Annotated in this window: 18 protein-coding genes; 10 read left to right on the top strand and 8 right to left on the bottom strand. The window is 61.2% G+C overall.

The genetic code is table 11. The features are described from left to right. Positions 1 to 70 precede the first annotated feature (70 nt). Positions 71 to 733: a DsbA family protein gene (locus ACXAIC_RS08890; RefSeq protein ID WP_475176082.1), complete on the top strand. Its 663-nt coding sequence runs from the start codon at positions 71 to 73 to the stop codon at positions 731 to 733. 31 nt (positions 734 to 764) lie between these two features. Here the strand turns inward: ACXAIC_RS08890 and ACXAIC_RS08885 are convergent, their stop codons facing one another. Beyond that, positions 765 to 1,931: an ATP-binding response regulator gene (locus tag ACXAIC_RS08885; protein ID WP_475176078.1), complete on the bottom strand. Its 1,167-nt coding sequence runs from the start codon at positions 1,929 to 1,931 to the stop codon at positions 765 to 767. A gap of 257 nt (positions 1,932 to 2,188) precedes the next feature. Between ACXAIC_RS08885 and ACXAIC_RS08880 the strand changes: the two genes are divergently transcribed. Beyond that, complete coding sequence (locus ACXAIC_RS08880; protein WP_475176073.1) at positions 2,189 to 3,163, top strand: AEC family transporter; 975 nt, start codon at positions 2,189 to 2,191, stop codon at positions 3,161 to 3,163. Between the two features lie 176 nt (positions 3,164 to 3,339). Here the strand turns inward: ACXAIC_RS08880 and gluQRS are convergent, their stop codons facing one another. Beyond that, complete coding sequence (gene gluQRS, locus ACXAIC_RS08875; protein ID WP_475176070.1) at positions 3,340 to 4,224, bottom strand: tRNA glutamyl-Q(34) synthetase GluQRS; 885 nt, start codon at positions 4,222 to 4,224, stop codon at positions 3,340 to 3,342. 143 nt (positions 4,225 to 4,367) lie between these two features. Here gluQRS and ACXAIC_RS08870 point away from each other — a divergent pair, with 143 nt between their 5' ends. Beyond that, a complete protein-coding gene (locus ACXAIC_RS08870; protein ID WP_475176066.1) occupies positions 4,368 to 5,006 on the top strand; it encodes a DNA-3-methyladenine glycosylase family protein in 639 nt (212 codons plus the stop codon). A 23-nt stretch (positions 5,007 to 5,029) separates the two neighbouring features. Here ACXAIC_RS08870 and ACXAIC_RS08865 read toward each other — a convergent pair whose 3' ends face one another. Further along, the gene (locus tag ACXAIC_RS08865; RefSeq protein ID WP_475176063.1) at positions 5,030 to 5,803 is read right to left on the bottom strand and encodes an alpha/beta hydrolase; all 774 of its coding nucleotides are present in this window, start codon (positions 5,801 to 5,803) and stop codon (positions 5,030 to 5,032) included. Positions 5,804 to 5,888: 85 nt separating this feature from the next. Here ACXAIC_RS08865 and ACXAIC_RS08860 point away from each other — a divergent pair, with 85 nt between their 5' ends. Continuing rightward, the gene (locus ACXAIC_RS08860) at positions 5,889 to 7,109 is read left to right on the top strand and encodes a glycosyltransferase family 4 protein (RefSeq protein ID WP_475176061.1); all 1,221 of its coding nucleotides are present in this window, start codon (positions 5,889 to 5,891) and stop codon (positions 7,107 to 7,109) included. Here ACXAIC_RS08860 and thpR read toward each other — a convergent pair. From thpR to ACXAIC_RS08845, 3 genes are all read right to left on the bottom strand, one after another. Further along, on the bottom strand, positions 7,091 to 7,627 hold the full coding sequence (gene thpR / locus ACXAIC_RS08855) for an RNA 2',3'-cyclic phosphodiesterase (RefSeq protein ID WP_475176059.1): 537 nt from the start codon (positions 7,625 to 7,627) through the stop codon (positions 7,091 to 7,093). The genes ACXAIC_RS08860 and thpR overlap by 19 nt on opposite strands. Positions 7,628 to 7,883: 256 nt before the next feature. Then, positions 7,884 to 8,936: an aldo/keto reductase gene (locus tag ACXAIC_RS08850; protein ID WP_475176055.1), complete on the bottom strand. Its 1,053-nt coding sequence runs from the start codon at positions 8,934 to 8,936 to the stop codon at positions 7,884 to 7,886. Positions 8,937 to 9,005: 69 nt separating this feature from the next. Continuing rightward, positions 9,006 to 9,635, bottom strand: a complete 630-nt coding sequence (locus ACXAIC_RS08845; protein WP_475176050.1) for an arylesterase — start codon at positions 9,633 to 9,635, stop codon at positions 9,006 to 9,008. Positions 9,636 to 9,759: 124 nt separating this feature from the next. On the opposite strand from ACXAIC_RS08845, the gene ACXAIC_RS08840 reads away from it, so the two are divergent. From ACXAIC_RS08840 to ACXAIC_RS08825, 4 genes are all read left to right on the top strand, one after another. Continuing rightward, the gene (locus ACXAIC_RS08840) at positions 9,760 to 10,476 is read left to right on the top strand and encodes an ABC transporter ATP-binding protein (RefSeq protein WP_475176047.1); all 717 of its coding nucleotides are present in this window, start codon (positions 9,760 to 9,762) and stop codon (positions 10,474 to 10,476) included. Continuing rightward, positions 10,473 to 13,055, top strand: coding sequence for an ABC transporter permease (locus tag ACXAIC_RS08835; RefSeq protein ID WP_475176042.1), 2,583 nt, complete (start codon positions 10,473 to 10,475; stop codon positions 13,053 to 13,055). Before ACXAIC_RS08840 ends, ACXAIC_RS08835 begins: the two co-directional genes overlap by 4 nt. A gap of 188 nt (positions 13,056 to 13,243) precedes the next feature. Further along, the gene (locus tag ACXAIC_RS08830) at positions 13,244 to 14,017 is read left to right on the top strand and encodes a hypothetical protein (protein WP_475176038.1); all 774 of its coding nucleotides are present in this window, start codon (positions 13,244 to 13,246) and stop codon (positions 14,015 to 14,017) included. Between the two features lie 170 nt (positions 14,018 to 14,187). After that, positions 14,188 to 14,970, top strand: coding sequence for a Bax inhibitor-1/YccA family protein (locus ACXAIC_RS08825; RefSeq protein ID WP_475176034.1), 783 nt, complete (start codon positions 14,188 to 14,190; stop codon positions 14,968 to 14,970). 619 nt (positions 14,971 to 15,589) lie between these two features. Here ACXAIC_RS08825 and ACXAIC_RS08820 read toward each other — a convergent pair. Together ACXAIC_RS08820 and ACXAIC_RS08815 are read right to left on the bottom strand one after the other, a co-directional pair. After that, the gene (locus ACXAIC_RS08820; protein ID WP_475176030.1) at positions 15,590 to 15,979 is read right to left on the bottom strand and encodes a DUF2794 domain-containing protein; all 390 of its coding nucleotides are present in this window, start codon (positions 15,977 to 15,979) and stop codon (positions 15,590 to 15,592) included. Between the two features lie 173 nt (positions 15,980 to 16,152). Next, complete coding sequence (locus ACXAIC_RS08815; protein WP_475176027.1) at positions 16,153 to 16,344, bottom strand: hypothetical protein; 192 nt, start codon at positions 16,342 to 16,344, stop codon at positions 16,153 to 16,155. A 345-nt stretch (positions 16,345 to 16,689) separates the two neighbouring features. Here ACXAIC_RS08815 and ACXAIC_RS08810 point away from each other — a divergent pair, with 345 nt between their 5' ends. After that, positions 16,690 to 17,214 carry an N-acetyltransferase family protein gene (locus ACXAIC_RS08810; protein WP_475176023.1) on the top strand — a complete coding sequence of 175 codons (525 nt, stop codon included), beginning with the start codon at positions 16,690 to 16,692 and terminating at the stop codon, positions 17,212 to 17,214. 176 nt (positions 17,215 to 17,390) lie between these two features. After that, on the top strand, positions 17,391 to 17,930 hold the full coding sequence (gene ppa, locus ACXAIC_RS08805) for an inorganic diphosphatase (RefSeq protein WP_475176018.1): 540 nt from the start codon (positions 17,391 to 17,393) through the stop codon (positions 17,928 to 17,930). Positions 17,931 to 17,979: the final 49 nt, after the last annotated feature.

Here is a 17,979-nt window from a genome sequence, read left to right as displayed (position 1 = left end):
CCCATCCCCCGTCATCATCCAATCCCCTGACAGACAAGGCCGGCGCGCTGCGCAGGATAACAAGGTGCCCATGAGCCACCAGCCCCCTTCCTCCGACGACACCAAAATCGTGCCGATCCGGCCCGGGCGACGCCCGGTGCTGCACTTCTGGTACGAATTCGCTTCCACCTACAGCTATCTCTCGGCCATGCGTCTTGAAGTCCTGTCCCGGGAGGCGGAGATCGACATTCTCTGGCGCCCGTTCCTGCTTGGGCCCCTGTTCAAGAAACAGGGTTGGGACACGTCCCCCTTCAACCTTCAGCCTGCCAAGGGCCGCTACATGTGGCAAGACCTGGAACGCCAGTGCCAGCGCTACGGCCTGCCCTTTTCCATGCCGGACCCCTTCCCTCAGAACAGCCTGATGGCCGCCCGGATTGCCCATAGTGGCCGCCAGCGACCCTGGGTCGGTGCCTTTTCCCGGGCGGTCTATGTGGCTCAATTTGGCCAAGGCCTTGATATTTCGAACGAAAGCCTGATGGCAGATCTACTTTTGGAAACCGGCGCCCCGGCCCGGGAGGCGCTGGAAACGGCCCAAACCTCCGAAGCAAAAATCGGTCTGAGAGCCGCCGTCGCCGAAGCCGAACAGCTCGGCATCTTTGGCGCCCCAAGTTTCGTGCTGGAAGACGGCACCCTGTTCTGGGGGGACGACCGGCTGGAGCAGGCAATCGAAATGGCCGTGAGCCTATCGCCATAAACAGCATCAGGGAAAGGCGGTCATGTGTCTTTCACGGCCGCACTGCACAGATCCGTTCCAGCGCCTGATAGAGCACAGCCGGTGACAGGGGCTTGGTGACCACGTCCAGAAACCCGGCATCCGTCAGCCGCTGTTCCCCGACCGCTTCCAGCGAAGCGGTGACGGCCACAAGCGGCAGACGGCGGCCGGGTACGCGCCGAAGCAACTCCTCCGCCGTTTCCAGCCCGCTCAAACCGGGCATATTGAGATCCAGCAGAATGACATCAAAGCCGTCGATCTGCGCATGCGCCAGCGCCTCTTCTCCGGAGCGCACAATCTCACAGGACATGCCAAAGGATTCCAGCAGCGCGGCCAGGAGCCGGCAATTGATGTCATTGTCATCGACAATCAGCACATGGGCCTGAAGCCCCTTGCCTGGCTCAAATCCGGAACCGCCCTCCCCCCCAAAGGTTTGAGCCTCCGCGCCCTTTGGGATACCTGCGCCGTCTCCAGATATCGGCACCAGAACATCGAACCGGCTACCGCCGGTCTCGGGCTGGACCAGTTTCAGCTCCCCGCCCAGCGCCCGCGCCTGCCGCTCAGCGCCCCAGAGCCCCAGCCCGGTGCCCGGCCCGGTGGACAGGCCCTGCCGTCCGCGCGCGAAAGGCTGGAACAGCGCCGCTTCTTCCTCCGCATCGATCCCCGGTCCGGTATCGGTCACGGAAATCCGCACCAGTTCCGGGTCGGCAGCCCCCGCCCCCTTGCCGTCCTCTGGCGGCACGTCAGACACTTCAACAAGAATGTGCCCCGACGCAGTGTATTTGACGGAATTGTCGAGAAGCGTGGTGATGATCCGGCGCAGCTCGGCCCCTGAGACCGTGACAAGGGGCCGTGCCGCCTTCGCAATCTCAACCACCAACGTCAGTTGTTTCGCTTCAGCCGCTACCCGGAACAGGCCGGTACAGTCATTGACGATGTCGCAAATCTGCTCCGGTGCCGCCTCCGGCGTCCCGCCCGGATCGGCCACCTGCACCAGCTTGCCGGTCATGCCGGTCAGGGCGTCGATGGAGCGGACCAGAATGGCCAGATGATCGGCCTGCGCCTCACTCAAGGCTTCGCTGCCAATCAGTTCCGCCGTCAGGCGCATGGCCGTCAACGGCGTTCTGAGATCGTGGGCCAGCAGCGCAAGCCTGACGCTTTCGTCCTCTCGTTCTGCCATGTCGCCCTCTTCCTTTCTGGACCCGACGCAGGAGAAGGGCCGAAAAGCTCTGCCCGGTAAACGGCAAAAACAGCTTGACCCTTCTGCCTTCTATCTTGAAGCTTGACCGCGCGCCATCCAATCCCCAAAAGCAGTTGCCAACTGCAAATTGTCTTCCGCCAGCAAGGTGCGCCTGCCCAAGGCCCACCCAGCCGCCACCACAGGTGCCCTTCGGCCCTTGTCTTTCCCCGTCTCACATCAGGACCCGGTCCGCCCGCATGCTTTTCCAAACCCTCACGATCGTTGCTCCGGTATTTCTTTTGATCGGGGTCGGCTATGCCCTCGCCCGGTTCAAGGTCCTGGGCGACGGGATCGGCGATGCGCTCGGCCAATTCGTCTTTATCGTCGCCCTGCCCATTCTGGTCTTCCGCTCCCTGATCACTGCGGACCTGTCCGCCGGACTGCCCTTTGCCCTGTGGGGCAGCTATTTTCTGGGGGTGGCCTGCGCCTGGGTGCTGGGCACCGTGATCATCCGCAAGGCCTTCGGACGGGAGGCCCGGGCCGGGGCCATCGGGGGCATTTCATCGTCCTATTCCAACCTGCTGCTTGTGGGGGTTCCGGTGATTTCCGCCGTTTACGGCGACCGCGGCGTGACCCCCGTACTGCTGATCATTTCCATTCATCTGGCAACCATGACGCTGGTCACAGCCTTTGCAATGGAACGCTCTGCGGCCCAGGATAGCGGCGGCGCCCAGCCGCCGCTTGGACGGCTGGCACGGGATGCGGGACGCAGCATTGTCTCCAACCCGCTGGTGATCACGATCTTTCTCGCCTTTGTCTGGCGGCAGACCGGGCTGAGCCTTCCCAGCCTCGGCGATGACGTTCTGGGCCGGATCGGGTCAACTGCCCTGCCGCTTGCACTGTTGTCCTTGGGTATGAGCCTTGTCAAATATGGCATGCGCGGCAATGTGCTGCCGGGCCTGCTGCTCAGCGTCATCAAAGTCCTGATCATGCCGCTGACCGTGTTTCTGGCGGCCGCTTTCCTGTTCCATCTGCCACCCTTCTGGACCGCAGCCGCGACCCTTGCCGCAGGATGCCCGACCGGGGTGAATGCCTATGTCTTTGCCAACCGTTACGGCACGGGCCACGCGATGTCAGCCAATGCAATCACCCTGACCACCTTGAGCGCGGTCGTGACCATGAGCCTGTGGATCGGACTTTTGAACATCTGGTTTGGCCCCGCCCTTCACTAGTGCGGTGACTGTCACGTTCGTCCGAAGCCCGCCCTCAAATAAGGCCGGACTTCAAAGTGAGGGCACTGGAGCAGACCTTGCCCAATGCCCGTATCACGCTGCGATCTGCGCCTCACCGAAAGACCTCCGAAACCAGCCAGAGGGGGCGCTATCAGGTGAGATTGGCAGAAGGTCCCTCACAGACCAAGACGACGGCGCAGGTCTTTATGGGTCAGGCCGATCTCCCTCTGCGTCCTCAGGCTTGTGTCCTGGTTCGACTTGGAGAGTTTGCACCCGTCCGGCCCTGTGATCAGCCGGTGATGCCGGTATTTTGGCACTGGTAGGCCGAGCAGATCCTGCAAAACCCGGTGCACGCTGGTGGCGTGAAAAAGGTCCTGCCCACGCAACACATCGGTGATACCCTGAAAGGCATCATCAAGCACAACAGAAAGGTGATAGCTGGTTGGCGTGTCCTTGCGCGCAAGCACCACATCGCCCCAGGCAGCAGCCTGCACCGGCACCTTGCGGGGGGCATCGAACAGGGCCGGGCCTTCAGCGCCGAATTCCTCCCACACAAGATCCTTGCCGATATGGGCCAGCGCCTTTTTCATGTCGAGCCGAAGGGTGAAGGGTGCTTCGCTGTCCGCCCGTGCCTTCTGCTCCTGATGGGGCAAAACCGCCGCATCGCCGGGATAAAGCGGCGCGCCATCCGGATCCCGCGGCCAGGGCGTTCCGCTGGCCTCCTGCTCCGCCACGAACCGCTTGATTTCGGCCCGTGTGAGAAAGCCTGCATAAACAAGCCCCATGTCCTGCAGCCGTTCCAGCGCATCCCGGTAGCGGGGAAAGGCCTCCGACTGCCGCAGCACCGGCTCTTTTATCGGCACCCCAAGCCAGGCCAGATCCTCAAACATGTCCGCTTCCAGCTCCGGCGTGCAGCGGGTCTGGTCGATATCTTCCACCCGCACCAGAAAACGGCCTTTGAGAGCGACCGCTGCCCGCGCATTCAACAGCGCCGACAGCCCGTGGCCAAGATGCAGATGTCCATTGGGAGACGGGGCAAAACGAAAAACAGGCGTGGTCATCAAAAGGGCCGGACCCGGTGCAGACTGAAACTCCAATTTTACCTAGCATTCCCGCCTCAACACGCCTAGACGCAAGCAGGAAGCTGGCACGAAGTCGGAAATCAAACAGCGCGAAGCGACATTTTTGAGACCAAGCAGACATGATGCCGATTCAATCCACTGCCGATATTGCCCGAGGCCTTGAAAAGCTCATCGCCCAGGACCTGCGCCTGAAAGAAATCGCGCGGATCGCAGGCCCCCTGCCCCTGCGCCGCCGGCCGGCCGACTTTGAAGGGCTTGCGCAGATCGTCACCGCCCAACAAGTCTCGGTCGCAAGCGCCTCAGCGATTTTCCAGCGGGTCAAGGCTCTGGCAGAGCCCCTGGATGCCAAGGCCCTGAACGGGCTCACCGATGAAGACCTTGCCGGAGCCGGCCTGTCGCGCCCCAAAATCAAAACGCTGCGCGCCGTGGCACAGGCCTGCCATCAGGGACTGGATCTTGAAGGACTTGCGACCTGCCCGGCCGAAGACGCCCATGCGCGCCTGTGTACCATCAAGGGAATCGGGCGCTGGAGCGCCGATATTTTCCTGCTGTTCTGCGCCGGGCATCCGGATATTTTTCCAAGTGGGGATCTTGCCCTGCAGATTGCCGTCGGCGCAGCGCTTAACCTTCCCGGGCGCCCCGCAGCAAAAGAGGTTGATACCATCGCCGAAGCCTGGGCCCCCCACCGCGCCATTGCCGCACGGCTGTTCTGGGCCTGGTACAAGGTGCAAAAAGAGGGGCGGGAGACACTGCCGGTTTGAGACGGGCGCCCCTCAAAAAGACCTCATCCGGCCGTGTGTGCCGCAACGGCCCGCAGCAGCAGCTCCAGGTCCTGTGGCCGGGACAACCGGTGATCGCCATCGGGAACAAGACTGAACGTGACATCGTCCTGCGGCAGGGCTTCGATCAGCCGCTGAGCATGGGTGGCGGGAACATCCGGATCACAGCCCCCTTGCAAGATGGTCACCGGCACACCCAGATGCAGTGCCTGACCAAACAGCAGATGGGTCCGGCCGTCTTCGATCAGCTTGCGCGTAATCACATAGGGCTCATCGTCATAGGCAGACGGCTGCGCCCAAACGCCTTTCGACAGGATTTCCTCACGGAGGCCATCGGTAAAGCGCTGTTTCCACATCAACTCTTCGGTGAAATCAACCGCAGGCGCAATCAGCACAAGCCCCTTGATCCGCTGAGTTTCCTTGCGGCTGAGTGCCAGAAGCAGCGCAATCCAGCCGCCCATGGACGATCCGACCAGGATTGTCTCCTGCGCGCAGAACCGGTCGAACACGGCTTGCGCGTCTTCCAGCCAGTCAGAAACACAGGCCTCTTCGAACACACCACCCGACTTCCCGTGGCCGGAATAGTCAAAGCGGACAACGGCCCGGTTTTGCCTGCACCCATATTCGGCAAGCGCTTCCGCCTTGGTGCCGCTCATGTCCGATTTAAACCCGGAAAGCCAGAAAAGACCCGGCGCTTGCCCCTTTCTGACATCAACAGCAATCCGGCGTTCAGCCCCGTCTTTTCCCACCTGAATGAATTGCGGTTCCGGCCCACCCATATTATGGCTCTCATTCCAATGTTTTTTGGTCCACCCTGCCTTTGGCACAGTCACCCCCGCTTGAAAAGCCCGCCGGAGAAGTGAAGTGAGTCAACTGCCGCCTTCAACAACCGTCTTGCAGGTGATCCCGGACCTGAGCTCCGGTGGGGCGGAACGCACAACGCTCGATGTGGCCAGAGCCATCGTGGAGGCTGGCGGAAAGGCGCTGGTCGCAAGCCAGGGCGGCCAGCTTGTTCCGGAGCTGGAGGCAAGCGGCGCGGAACATCTCAGCCTGCCGGTGAAGTCCAAGAACCCGCTGACTCTCTGGAAAAACGCGGCCGCCCTGTCGGAGATCATCGGGCGTAGAAAGGTCAGCCTTGTCCACGCCCGCAGCAGGGCTCCGGCCTGGTCTTCGCTCTGGGCCGCCCGGCGCACCAAAATCCCGTTCGTGACCACCTATCACGGCACCTATAACCAGTCGAACGCCTTGAAAGCCTTCTACAACTCCGTGATGGCCCGGGGCGATGCCGTGATCGCCAATTCCCATTTCATTGCAAGCCTGATTGAGGACCGGCACCCGGTGGCAAAAGGCCGGGTCACCGTGATCCAGCGCGGCTCTGACCTGAAAAGCCTTGCGCCGGAAACCGTCAGCGCCCTGCGCCAGCAGGCCTTGAAAGACAGCTGGGGCGCACCGGCGGGACGGCCTATCATCTTGAATATGGCGCGCCTGACTGGCTGGAAAGGCCAGAAGGTTCTGATTGAGGCCATGGCGCTGTTAAAGGAGAGCGGGCGCAAGGAGCCGCTCGCCATTCTCGCGGGCGATGCCCAGGGCCGGGAAGCCTATGTGGCCGACCTGAAGGAGCTGATTGCGGACAAAGGCCTGCAGGACCAGGTGCGCCTTGTGGGCCATTGCGCCGATGTGCCGGCCGCCCTGGCCCTGGCGGATCTATCCGTTGTGGCCTCAATTGAACCGGAAGCCTTCGGGCGCGCCGCTGTTGAGGCGCAGGCTGCCAGTGTGCCGGTGATTGTGTCCAACCACGGCGCCGTGCCGGAAACCGTGCTCGCCCCGCCGGAAACGTCAGAGGCCGAGCGTACCGGCTGGCGGGTGCCGCCCGCAGATGCCGCCGCCCTGGCACAGGCCATCGAATACGCGCTGGACCAGGCCCCGGAGGAAAGGGAGGCTATGACCGGCCGGGCGCTGGACCATGTGCGCCGGAATTTTTCCGTTGAGACAATGTGCTCCCGCACCCTGGCCGTCTACGAAGGTCTGCTGGGCGCGCCGGTCACCGCTGCCAGGAGCCAGCCCGCTCACGCCGCAAGCGGATAGGCCTCTTCCACCAGATAGGGCCCGCCGCCAACACTCGACTTTGCCGAAAACAGCACGAACCGGCCGGCAATAAAGGGCGGTGCCTGGAAATTACCGCGCTCACTCAGCCACTTGGCCACATCCTCATTGGTGGAGGTCTTACAGCGGGCCACCGTGACATGGGGAATGTATTTCCGGCGCTCGGCGGGCAGATGCAGCCGTTGCAGGATGCGCTCCTGCTCGGCCTGCAGCTCGGCAAGCTGAGATGTTGGCTCCACCCGCGCCCAGACTGCGTGGGGCTTGCCGTTGCCGAAAGAGCCCAGTCCGTTCAGGTGGATCTCAACAGGCTCCCGGCGCACCCGGTCCAGGGCGGCAACCACTTCGTCCGCTGTCCGGTCATCGATATCGCCGATGAACCGCAAGGTGAGATGATAGTTTTCCGGATCGATCCAGCGGGCGCCCCGAAGGCCTCCCCTGAGCATCGAAAGCATGAGGCCGGTCTGAGACGGGATCTCGAGGCCTGTAAAAAGGCGCGGCATGGGGTCTCCCTCCGCAATCGCTGACAAAAGCCATGAGGAATCAACTTCATGAAAATCGCAAGACAAAATTCTAAGTTGTTGCCTCTGTAACCGATTTTGCACTGCAGAGACGGGCCATGCGGGTGGGATTTGCCCCAGGTCCACCTGAAAAGCGGCAATTGATTCTCTTAAAAGGCCTTACAGGACAGATTGTTAGCAGGCCCGGTCTCGTCAATTTCCCCAATAGCCGGGGCGCAGACCACCCCGGCGGGAGAGGTTACGGCGCCGTATTGCCGAATTCCTGGTGCAGCGCGTCGATCTTTTCCAGAACATCGGCGCTCAAGGTCAGATCAGCGGCAGCAATATCCGTTTCCAACTGGTCCATCCGCGTGGCGCCCAGGATCACGGAGGTCATGAAGCTGCGCGACATGGCAAATGCAATGGCCATCTGCGCCGGATCAAGACCCGCATCTTTCGCAAGCGCAAAATAGGCCTCCACCGCCTCACTTGAGCCGGCCTGCTCATAGCGCTGCAGCCGGTTGTAGAGGGTTTTGCGGGCCCCTGCCGGAAGGGCACCGTTCCGGTATTTCCCAGTCAGATAGCCTTGCGCCAGCGCAGAATAGGCAAGAAGGCCGACCCCCTCACGATGGGCCACCTCCGCAAGCGCCGTTTCAAAGGTCCGGTTGATCAGGGAATAGGCGTTCTGGATGGAGACAACCCGGGGCACATTGGACTGCTCTGACGCGGTGACAAAACGCATGGTTCCCCAGGCGCTTTCGTTGGACAGGCCCACATGGCGGATCTTGCCTGCCTTCACCAAATCTCCCAGGACTTCCAGCGTCGACTGGATGCTGTTTTCATTCTCCACCGGCTCCACGTCCTGCCAGCGCGACGGATTGGACCCAAAGCCCGAAACAGTCCGGTCCGGCCAATGGATCTGGTAGAGGTCGATATAGTCGGTCTGGAGATTGCGCAGGCTCCGATCGACCGCAAATTCAATCTGCTTGCGACTCAGCTCACCGGTTTCACCATTTTCCCGGAACCAGTCCATGACGGTGCGGCCAACCACCTTGGTCGCCATGACGACCTTGTCCCGATGGCCGGTTTTTTGAAACCAGCTGCCGATGATGCGCTCCGTCCGCCCCTGGGTCTCCCTGTTCGGCGGGATCGGGTAAAGTTCTGCCGCATCGAAGAAATTGATACCCTTCTCAAGGGCATAGTCCATCTGGGCATGGCCTTCGGCTTCCGTGTTCTGTTCGCCGAATGTCATGGTTCCAAGGCAAAGGGCACTCACCTTTATATCGGTGCGGCCAAGAGGACGCTGTTCCATCGGATTTCCCTTCAAAAATCTGAGTGGCGGCGCGGCGCAAGCCGGGGAGAGAGGGCTGCGCGCTGCGCCTCAAGAAGACTGGGCTTTTGCCAAAAGCTCTTCCACTTTCGGCAGGATGTTCTCAACGATGACCGCAACGCCATCGGCATTGGGATGCATTCCGTCGGATAGATTAAGATCGGGATTGAGCGCAACCCCTTCCAGAAAGAAAGGATAGAGCAGTGCCCCATGGGCCTTGGCCAGATCCGCATAGATCGGATCGAACTCTTTCGCATACTTCTCGCCCAGATTGCGGGGGGCCAGCATCCCGGCCAGCAGCACTTCTATGCCGCGCGCCCTGAGGCGGCTGGTGATTTCCTCCAGATTCCGCCGTGTGAGCGCCGGGGCAATGCCGCGCAGAGCGTCATTGGCTCCCAGCTCCACAATCACCGCATCAACCCCCTCCCCCACCGACCAGTCAAGCCGGGACAGCCCGCCGGACGTCGTATCGCCGGAGACACCTGCATTGATTACTTCCACCGGCTGGCCCCGGGCCTCCAGCGCTTTTTGCAGCTGTTCGGGAAACCCGTCACCGGGTGCCAGTTGATACCCGGCCGACAAGCTGTCGCCCAGCACCACAAGGGTCAGATCCGCAGCCCGGACCGGTGCGGTGCTCACGAAAATAAAAAGGAAACAACAGATGGCATATAGTCGTGTCACGTAAAGACTCTTTCAGGACTGGAAGATCAATCGCCTGAAGCCCATATGGTCGCAGAGCGTCCGGATGTCGAGGGTGGTTCTTTCAAGGAAAAACGCCAGCACCGCCCCTTGTAAAGGCCATAGTATGACAAACTCTCCAGCGATTTCCCTGAAAAATGTGCATTTGACCCTCGGTGAAGGCGCCGGCCGGGTCCATATTCTCAAAGGGATTGATCTGGACATCGAAAAAGGAGCCTCCGCCGGACTGGTCGGCCCGTCCGGGTCCGGCAAGTCAACGCTTCTCATGGTCATGGCCGGTCTTGAACGAGCCGACAGGGGCAGCGTGAAGGTGGCCGGGTCGGATCTCGGCCCGCTCTCGGAAGATCAGCTGGCCCAGTTCCGAGGCCGCAATGTGGGCATCATCTTCCAGTCGTTCCATCTGGTTCCCAACATGACCGCTCTGGAAAATGTCGCCGTCCCCCTGGAGCTGGCAGGCGATGCATCGGCCTTCAAGAAGGCGGAAGCGGAGCTGGACGCAGTCGGCCTCGGCCACCGGCTGCATCACTATCCGGCCCAGATGTCCGGTGGCGAACAGCAGCGGGTTGCCGTTGCGCGCGCGCTCGTGGTGGAGCCGGAAATCCTGATTGCGGATGAGCCGACGGGAAATCTGGACGAGAGCACCGGCAACCAGATTGTCGACCTGATGTTCAAGGCCCGCCAGGAGCGGGGCACGACCCTGGTTCTCGTGACCCATGACCCGAACCTTGCGGAAAAATGCGACCGGACGATCCGGGTTCGCTCCGGCCAGATCGAAGAAGCGGGTAGCCCCCGGCAAAGCGCACCACAAGAGGTGTCAGCATGAGCAGCTTCGTGCCGGGGATCCTTCAAGAGGGCAGGCAGAGCTTTCCACTTGCTGCCCGCTTTGCCTTGCGCGAACTGCGCGGCGGCCTGAAAGGCTTTTACATCTTCATCGCCTGCATTGCCCTTGGCGTTGCCGCCATTGCCGGGGTGACCTCCTTGTCCCGCGCCCTGACCAATGGCATCGCCAATGAGGGACAGGCCATCCTCGGCGGGGATCTTGCCTTTTCGCTGAGCCTGCGGGAAGCCAGTGCCACAGAAACCGCCTTTCTGGACACGCTTGGCAGCGTGTCCCGCGTGGCAACGCTTCGGGCCATGGCACGGCGACAGGACGGGAGCGATCAGGCACTGGTGGAATTGAAGGCCGTCGACAATGCCTATCCGCTTTATGGCACGCTGGATCTTGTATCCGGACAAAAGCTGGATCAGGCGCTGGCAAAGCGGGAGGGCATGTGGGGGGCTGTGGCCGATCAGGCCCTTCTGGCCCGTCTGGATCTGTCGGTGGGCGACACCCTGTCCCTTGGGCGCACCACCGTGCGCATCACCGATGTGATTGGCAAGGAACCGGACAAACTGGCCAGCGGCATGGAATTCGGCCCGCGCCTGATGATTTCCGACAGCGCGATTGGCGATACGGGTCTGGTTCAGCCCGGCAGCCTGGTGCGCTGGCACTACCGGATCCGCATGTCCCCTGCCCCGGACCTTCAGGATCTGGATGCTCTGATTGCCAGCGCCAAGGCTGCAGAACCGGATGCGGGCTGGCGCATCCGCTCCCGGGCCAATGCCTCGCCCGGGCTGCAGCGCAGCATCGGCCGCTTTGCCCAGTTTCTCACGCTTGTGGGGCTGACCGCCCTGGTGGTCGGCGGCGTTGGCGTTGCCAATGCAATCCGGGCCTATCTGGACACAAAACGCGAGGTGATCGCCAGTTTCAAATGCCTCGGGGCCACCGGCGGGTTCGTCTTCCAGATCTATCTCGTGCAGATGCTGGTGATTGCCCTGATCGGCATTGTCATCGGCCTTGCAGTGGGCGCTGTTCTGCCCTTTGTCGCAGGCGCTGCGCTTGCCAGTGTGCTGCCGGTGCAGCTTGCCACCGGCATCTATCCCGCGGAGCTGGGGCTCGGGCTTGTCTACGGCCTCCTGACCGCGCTCGCCTTTGCGCTCTGGCCGCTGGGCCGGGCCCATGACGTTCCACCCACAGCCCTCTTCCGGGACATCGTGACCGGCGGAGCGAAATGGCCGCGCAAGCGCTATCTGGCCGCCACCGCCGTCACCGTTCTGCTTCTGGCAGGCATTGCCGTTCTGCTGTCCCATGACCGCTTCATTGCCACGGTCTATATCGCCGCCTCCGCAGGCGCCTTTGTCCTGCTGGTCACCGTGGCCCGGGTCATCATGGTGGCCGCACGGCGCCTGCCCTCCGTACGCTCGACCGAATTACGGCTGGCCATTGCCAACATTCACCGCCCCGGTGCGCTGACCCCCTCCGTGGTGCTGTCGCTTGGCCTTGGCCTGTCGCTGCTGGTGGCGCTTGCCCTGATTGACGGCAATCTGCGGCGGGAATTGACCGCCACCATGGCCGAGCGGGCGCCCAGCTTTTTCTTCGTCGACATCCAGAGCCATGAACGGGACGCATTTGAAGCACTCCTGAAACAGGAGGCCCCCGGCGCGCAGATCCAGAGCGTGCCCATGCTGCGCGGGCGGATCGTCAGCCTGAACGGCATTCCCTCCAGCGACTTCAAGCCCGCCCGGGAAGGATCCGACTGGGTGCTGCGCGGCGACCGGGGCATCACCTACGAGGCCACACTGCCGAAAAACTCCAAACTGGCCGCAGGCAATTGGTGGCCGCAGGACTATTCCGGGGAGCCTCTGCTCTCCTTTGACGCGGAAGCGGCCACCGATCTTGGCCTGAAGATCGGCGACATGGTGACCGTGAACGTGCTCGGCCGCAAGATCACAGCCAAAATCGCCAACTTGCGGGACGTGGAATGGCAGTCCCTGTCCATCAATTTTGTGATGGTGTTCTCCCCCAACACCTTTGCCGGAGCGCCCCACGCCCATCTGATGACCCTCGGCTGGGACCAGGATGTGCCGGAGGCCCAGGAGCTGGCGCTCTTGAAAACCGTCTCGAATGCCTTTCCAACCGTGACGGCTGTGCGGGTGAAAGACGCCCTTGCCCAGGTCAACGATCTGGTCGCCCAGCTGGCCTGGGCCATTCGCGGAGCCAGCTCGATCACGCTGATTGCCAGCATTCTGGTGCTGGCCGGAGCGCTGGCGGCAGGTCACCGCAGCCGGATCTATGATGCGGTCATCCTGAAAACCCTTGGCGCCACACGGCCCCGCCTGATCCTGGCCTATGGCCTGGAATATGCGATCCTAGGCCTGACCACCGCCCTCTTCGCGCTGGTTGCCGGTGCTGCCGCCGCCTGGTTCGTGATCACCCGGATCATGGACGGGGAGTTCGTGCTTCTGCCGGTCACCGCCGCTGGCGCCGCCCTGGTGGCCTTGGTACTGACCGTTGGCTTCGGCCTGATCGGCACCTGGCGCATTCTGGGGGAGAAGCCGGCGCCGGTCCTGCGGAATCTCTAGATCACGGCCCGAAGCCCGCTTCCTCCGGCTCGCCGCCCAGAAAAGCCCCAAGACACGCCCCAAGGCACGCCCGCCAACAAGGGACATGCTTAAAGGCACAGGAGAACTTCCGGCAATATTACCTTGCGTCAACTTCTATTCTTGGCTATCCGAAGAAGGTCGGGGATGAAAGAAGAAGGGCACTTTCGATGTTTGAAGTTACGGGCAAATCCATTTTGAAATTCGCTACGGCAGGCGTGCTGACAGCTGCGGCCGCTCTGTTTTCAACAACAGCACCCGCTCTTGCGGAAAGCCCCTTTCACACCGGCGTATGGCAGCTGAACACCCCGGAAGGGCCGCGCGGCCTTGTGGTCAGCGACTGGCTGGTGTTTGAAGACGGCCTGCCGAAGCGCTGGCTGTACCGGCGCGCGGGCACCAATGATGCCAACCAGTTTGACTTTTTCAGCCGGACCATCGGCGACTCCGGCTATACGCCCGTCGGCATCCGCGTGTACCGGACCGGCGACAACGCCATGAAATACACGCTTGCGCCAAAGGGCAAGGATCCGGTGGAAGTCTCTGCGGTGCGCCTGTCGATTCCCAATTTCATCAATTCGTGCCTGTCGGTGGAGAAAAAGGGCAAGCGTTTTTTTGGCAACTGGGTCGGCACCAGCGGCTCCACACTCAAGAAACTGAATGTCGGCAAAAGCAAGATCACGATTGACGGCAAGGCCCGCGACGTAGCCATAGAGGAAGTGCGGGTCGGCCGTATGGGCATTACCGAAGGCGGCAAACCACTGGCCTTCCTGACCGATGCGGGGGGAGACTATGCGGTACTGCAGTGGTTCAAGCCAGGTGTGACCGTGGAGCAGATGCGTGACAAGGAACGGGAAATCCTCGATTTTGCCTCCGAAGAGATCGTCCGCAACCCGGGCGGCGACTGTGACCGGCAGATCGCCTCGCGCCTGAAAGCGATGAAATAGTCGCGATATCTTAAGTATAGGGACCTGAAATGCGGCCGGGAGCAGAAAGATATCGATTTTTTCGGAAATCTGATCTTGTGATTCCAGCCATATTTTCCCATATGTTGAGAGAGTTGTGTTGCATGTAATGGTGCGTGCACTAATCGTTCTAGAAGGGGATTCACACAACCATGTCGACCTTTGACCGTCAATCTCAAGGCGCCTACACCGTTGCCGGCTCGCGCGCCGAGGCCGGCATCGATCAGGGCCTGCGCGCCTATATGCTGGGCGTTTACAACTATATGACCTTTGGCCTGGCGCTGACCGGTTTCTTTGCTCTTGCCACCATGATGCTGGCAACAACAAACGATCAGAACGCCGCAGCCGCCGCTCTTGGCAATGGCCAGATGCTGACACAGCTCGGCGTTGCCCTTTATGGCAGCCCGCTGAAATGGGTCGTGATGCTCGCCCCGCTCGGAATGGTGATGTGGCTCTCGTTCCGCATTCAGTCCATGAGCGCGTCTTCCGCCCGTACGATGTTCCTCATCTATTCGGCTTTGATGGGCGTGTCCCTGTCCTCGATCTTTCTGGTCTATACCGGCGGATCGATTGCACGCGTCTTCTTCATCACCGCGGCCGCGTTCGGCGCCCTTAGCCTCTTCGGTTACACCACGAAGAAGGACCTGTCAGGCTGGGGCTCGTTCCTGTTCATGGGCCTGATCGGCATTGTAATCGCCTCGATCGTGAACATCTTCCTGGCGTCTTCCGCCCTGCAATTCGCCGTGTCCGTGATAGGCGTGCTCGTGTTTGCCGGCCTGACCGCCTATGACACTCAGCAGATCAAGGAGATGTATTACGAAGGTGACAGCGGCGAAGTCGCCACCAAGAAGTCGGTCATGGGCGCCCTGCGCCTCTATCTGGACTTCATCAACATGTTCCTGATGCTACTGCAGCTGTTCGGAAACCGCGACTGATCAGCGCAAATATCATCCAGACGCGAAAAGCCCGGCTCCCCGCCGGGCTTTTTTGTTGTCCAGCAGCGCTGTAGTTCAACCGCTTGTACCAATGACGGCAATGTGGACTGCAAGCCACAGCCTCATCCAGGAAGAGTGCGTGGGTCCCCGATCAAGCCGGTGCCGAATGAAACGGAATGAGGTCCTTTCCAACGCCTGCCATACACCGATCCCCATCCAGAGGACGGCCGCAAGCCTGCCTCAAAGGCCGGGCTCCTTGTTCCGTTTCTGCGGCCCATCTTTCGAGACGGTCCATAGGCCCTCTTCAAGATGAGGGAGCGCGGAACGCCGGTGCAAGGGAAATGAAGAGCCAAAAGCTCCTTCCATGCTTTATACCACAAGTTCGATCCAACGATGTCAGCAGGCAAAGCAGACCGCCCCTCGGGTGCTGGAAAGCAGCCCATCGGCAGCGCTGCGCGAAGCGCCTTGCCGAAAGATCTGCTTTACAGCATCAAATGGTGCAGACTTTTCGCACTAAGCGCGTCGCGTTTCATCGGGATTGTTTTGCGCCGCCTGAAACCACAGACTTCAACCCAAACGCAAAAACAGAGTGGCCTCGGCTCGGCCCGGCACACTCTGGTCAGGCATCGACGACGCGAAGGTGCTTCTTTTTCTCCAGCACCCGCAGCACCTGGCTCAGATCATGGCCGCGCTTCAGGATCATGCCCCCGGCGGCGACCACACAATAGGCACCCTGGCGCCGGGCCAGTTTCGGGTCTTTCTCGATGCGGTAGAGCGGCATTTCCGAAGAGCGCCGGAACACGGAGAACACCGCCCGATCCTTCAGAAGGTCAATGGCGTAGTCCCGCCACTCCCCATCAGCAACCATGCGGCCATAAAGCCGCAGGATCGTATCAAGTTCTCGCCGGTTGAAGGAAACGACGGGTCTGGAAGGCAAGGCCGTTTGGCTGTGCGGCTGCGGCGTATGGACCGCACCGCGCTGGGACGCGCTGTCATCGGCTTCGCTCATTCCACCTCCAATCTGTTGTCGCGCCTGCCACGCCATGGGACGGATGCCCGGGCAGCGCACGCAGCACGCTCAAAATCCTGTCAGACCGCCATTGAGCAGCACCGCGCTGTCTGCATGATGCGTCTCCTTTGAAGGAAATGGCAAGTCCGGGACAGGAGAAACATTTTTCCGGCTTAGAAAATCCGCAGTTCTGACAAGGCAAGTGTTGCACGTTTTCCGGTTGACGCAACGCTTTCAAGCTTGCCCAGAAAGAATGAACAAAATTTCATGATTTCGCCGCAATCCAGCCCTTGGCCAGCCATTTTGAACTCCCATATTCCAATCATACCCTGATGGGTGAGACCGATAAGGATCGCGGAATGCATTAGCCCCCCAGCCCCCCGGGGTCCTTAAAGGTCTACCAGATTTAATGAGTCAAACATCAGGGCAACTGAAGGGCCGGCCAAAAAGCCGGCCCTTTTCCTATTTTTCCGATGTTTCAGCCTTCTGTTGCTTGCACACGCAACCGTCCGTCAGCAGCCGCTCCAAAGCCCTGCCCAGGCCGCGCCCCGCGCCCCTTCCAGAACCTTCACGCCTTACCGCCACCCCGTCCGAGACCACCTTGCCTGCCCTAACGGCAATTTATTGAACCTGACGCTGGACGTTTTTTTCCGCGCGCGCCCCGATTCCCTCTTTCCAGATGACAGACATGTTGTATCCTTTTTTGTGTCATGACCACGGACCTGATCGATCTTCGGGCGGCCAGAGCCGCCGATTGCGAAGCGCTTGCCGGCATTCACAACGAAGCCTGGCTCGGAGCCTATCGGGGCGTGCTGAATGGCGTCGACCTGCAAAAGATGGTGTCCCGCAGGGGAACAGGCTGGTGGCGCGGCGCCCTGACCCGGGGCGTCGACATCATGATGCTCAGCGTGGCCGACACGCCAGCCGGATATGCCACATTCGGCCCCTGCCGCCTCAGCGGCACGTCCATGGAAGGCGAGATCTACGAATTGTACCTGAAGCCGGAATATCAGGGGCTCGGCTTCGGCCGCACCCTGTTTGGCCGGGTCCGCACCACGCTCAAGGCCCGCAACATGCCGGGCCTTGCCGTACAGGTTCTGAGCGACAATGAACCTGCGCGCAACTTCTACCGCGCCCTTGGCGGCAAGCGCATGGCCAAGTCCTGGCACCGGCTTGGCGGCCGCCGGCTGGAACTTTCCATCTATTGCTGGCCCGCCGGAACCGGCCTGACGTGAGCCTGCCCGGCACGCCTCCCCCGATCAGCCCAACCCGGCAACCTGCGTTCCGCGCCCGCATCCCATCAAATCCGCAGCGTCCACCTCTCCGCCATTAGGTGCAATGCAAAATTTGGGGCTTGAACTTCTCCGGCGGGATTGCGATAGACGCAGCAACATTCAACAGGAGCTATGCGATGCGTATCGACGCGGTGCCGATTGGCAAGAATCCCCCGGAAGACATCAACGTCATCATAGAAGTGTCTGTCGGCGGCGAGCCGATCAAATACGAGATGGATAAGGAGGCAGGCGCAATGTATGTCGACCGCTTCCTCTATACGCCGATGCGCTACCCCGGAAATTACGGCTTCGTGCCCCATACGCTGTGCGGCGATGGCGACCCGATCGACGTTGTGGTCGTGAACCAGAGGCCCATCGTTCCGGGCGCGATCATGTCCTGCCGCCCGATTGGCGTTCTGATGATGGAAGACGAGTCAGGCCAGGACGAGAAAATCATCGCCGTGCCCGGCAACAAGCTGACCAAACGCTACGAGCATGTCCAGGACATCACCGACCTGCCGCAGATCACAGTTGATCAGGTTAAGCACTTCTTCGAGCATTACAAGGATCTGGAGCCCGGCAAATGGGTAAAAGTGACCGGTGTGGAAGGCGTGGAAGCAGCCAAGAAGCTGATCGTTGAGTCCATCGAGCGCGCCCGGACGGAAGCTGCCGAATAAAGCTGGGGGGACAGCCCCTCAGCCTTGATCCAGGATCCGGGGCCGGTGC

Source organism: Roseibium sp. AWQ4_254 (assembly GCF_056161025.1).
This window is presented reverse-complemented; position numbering and strand designations above follow the sequence as displayed.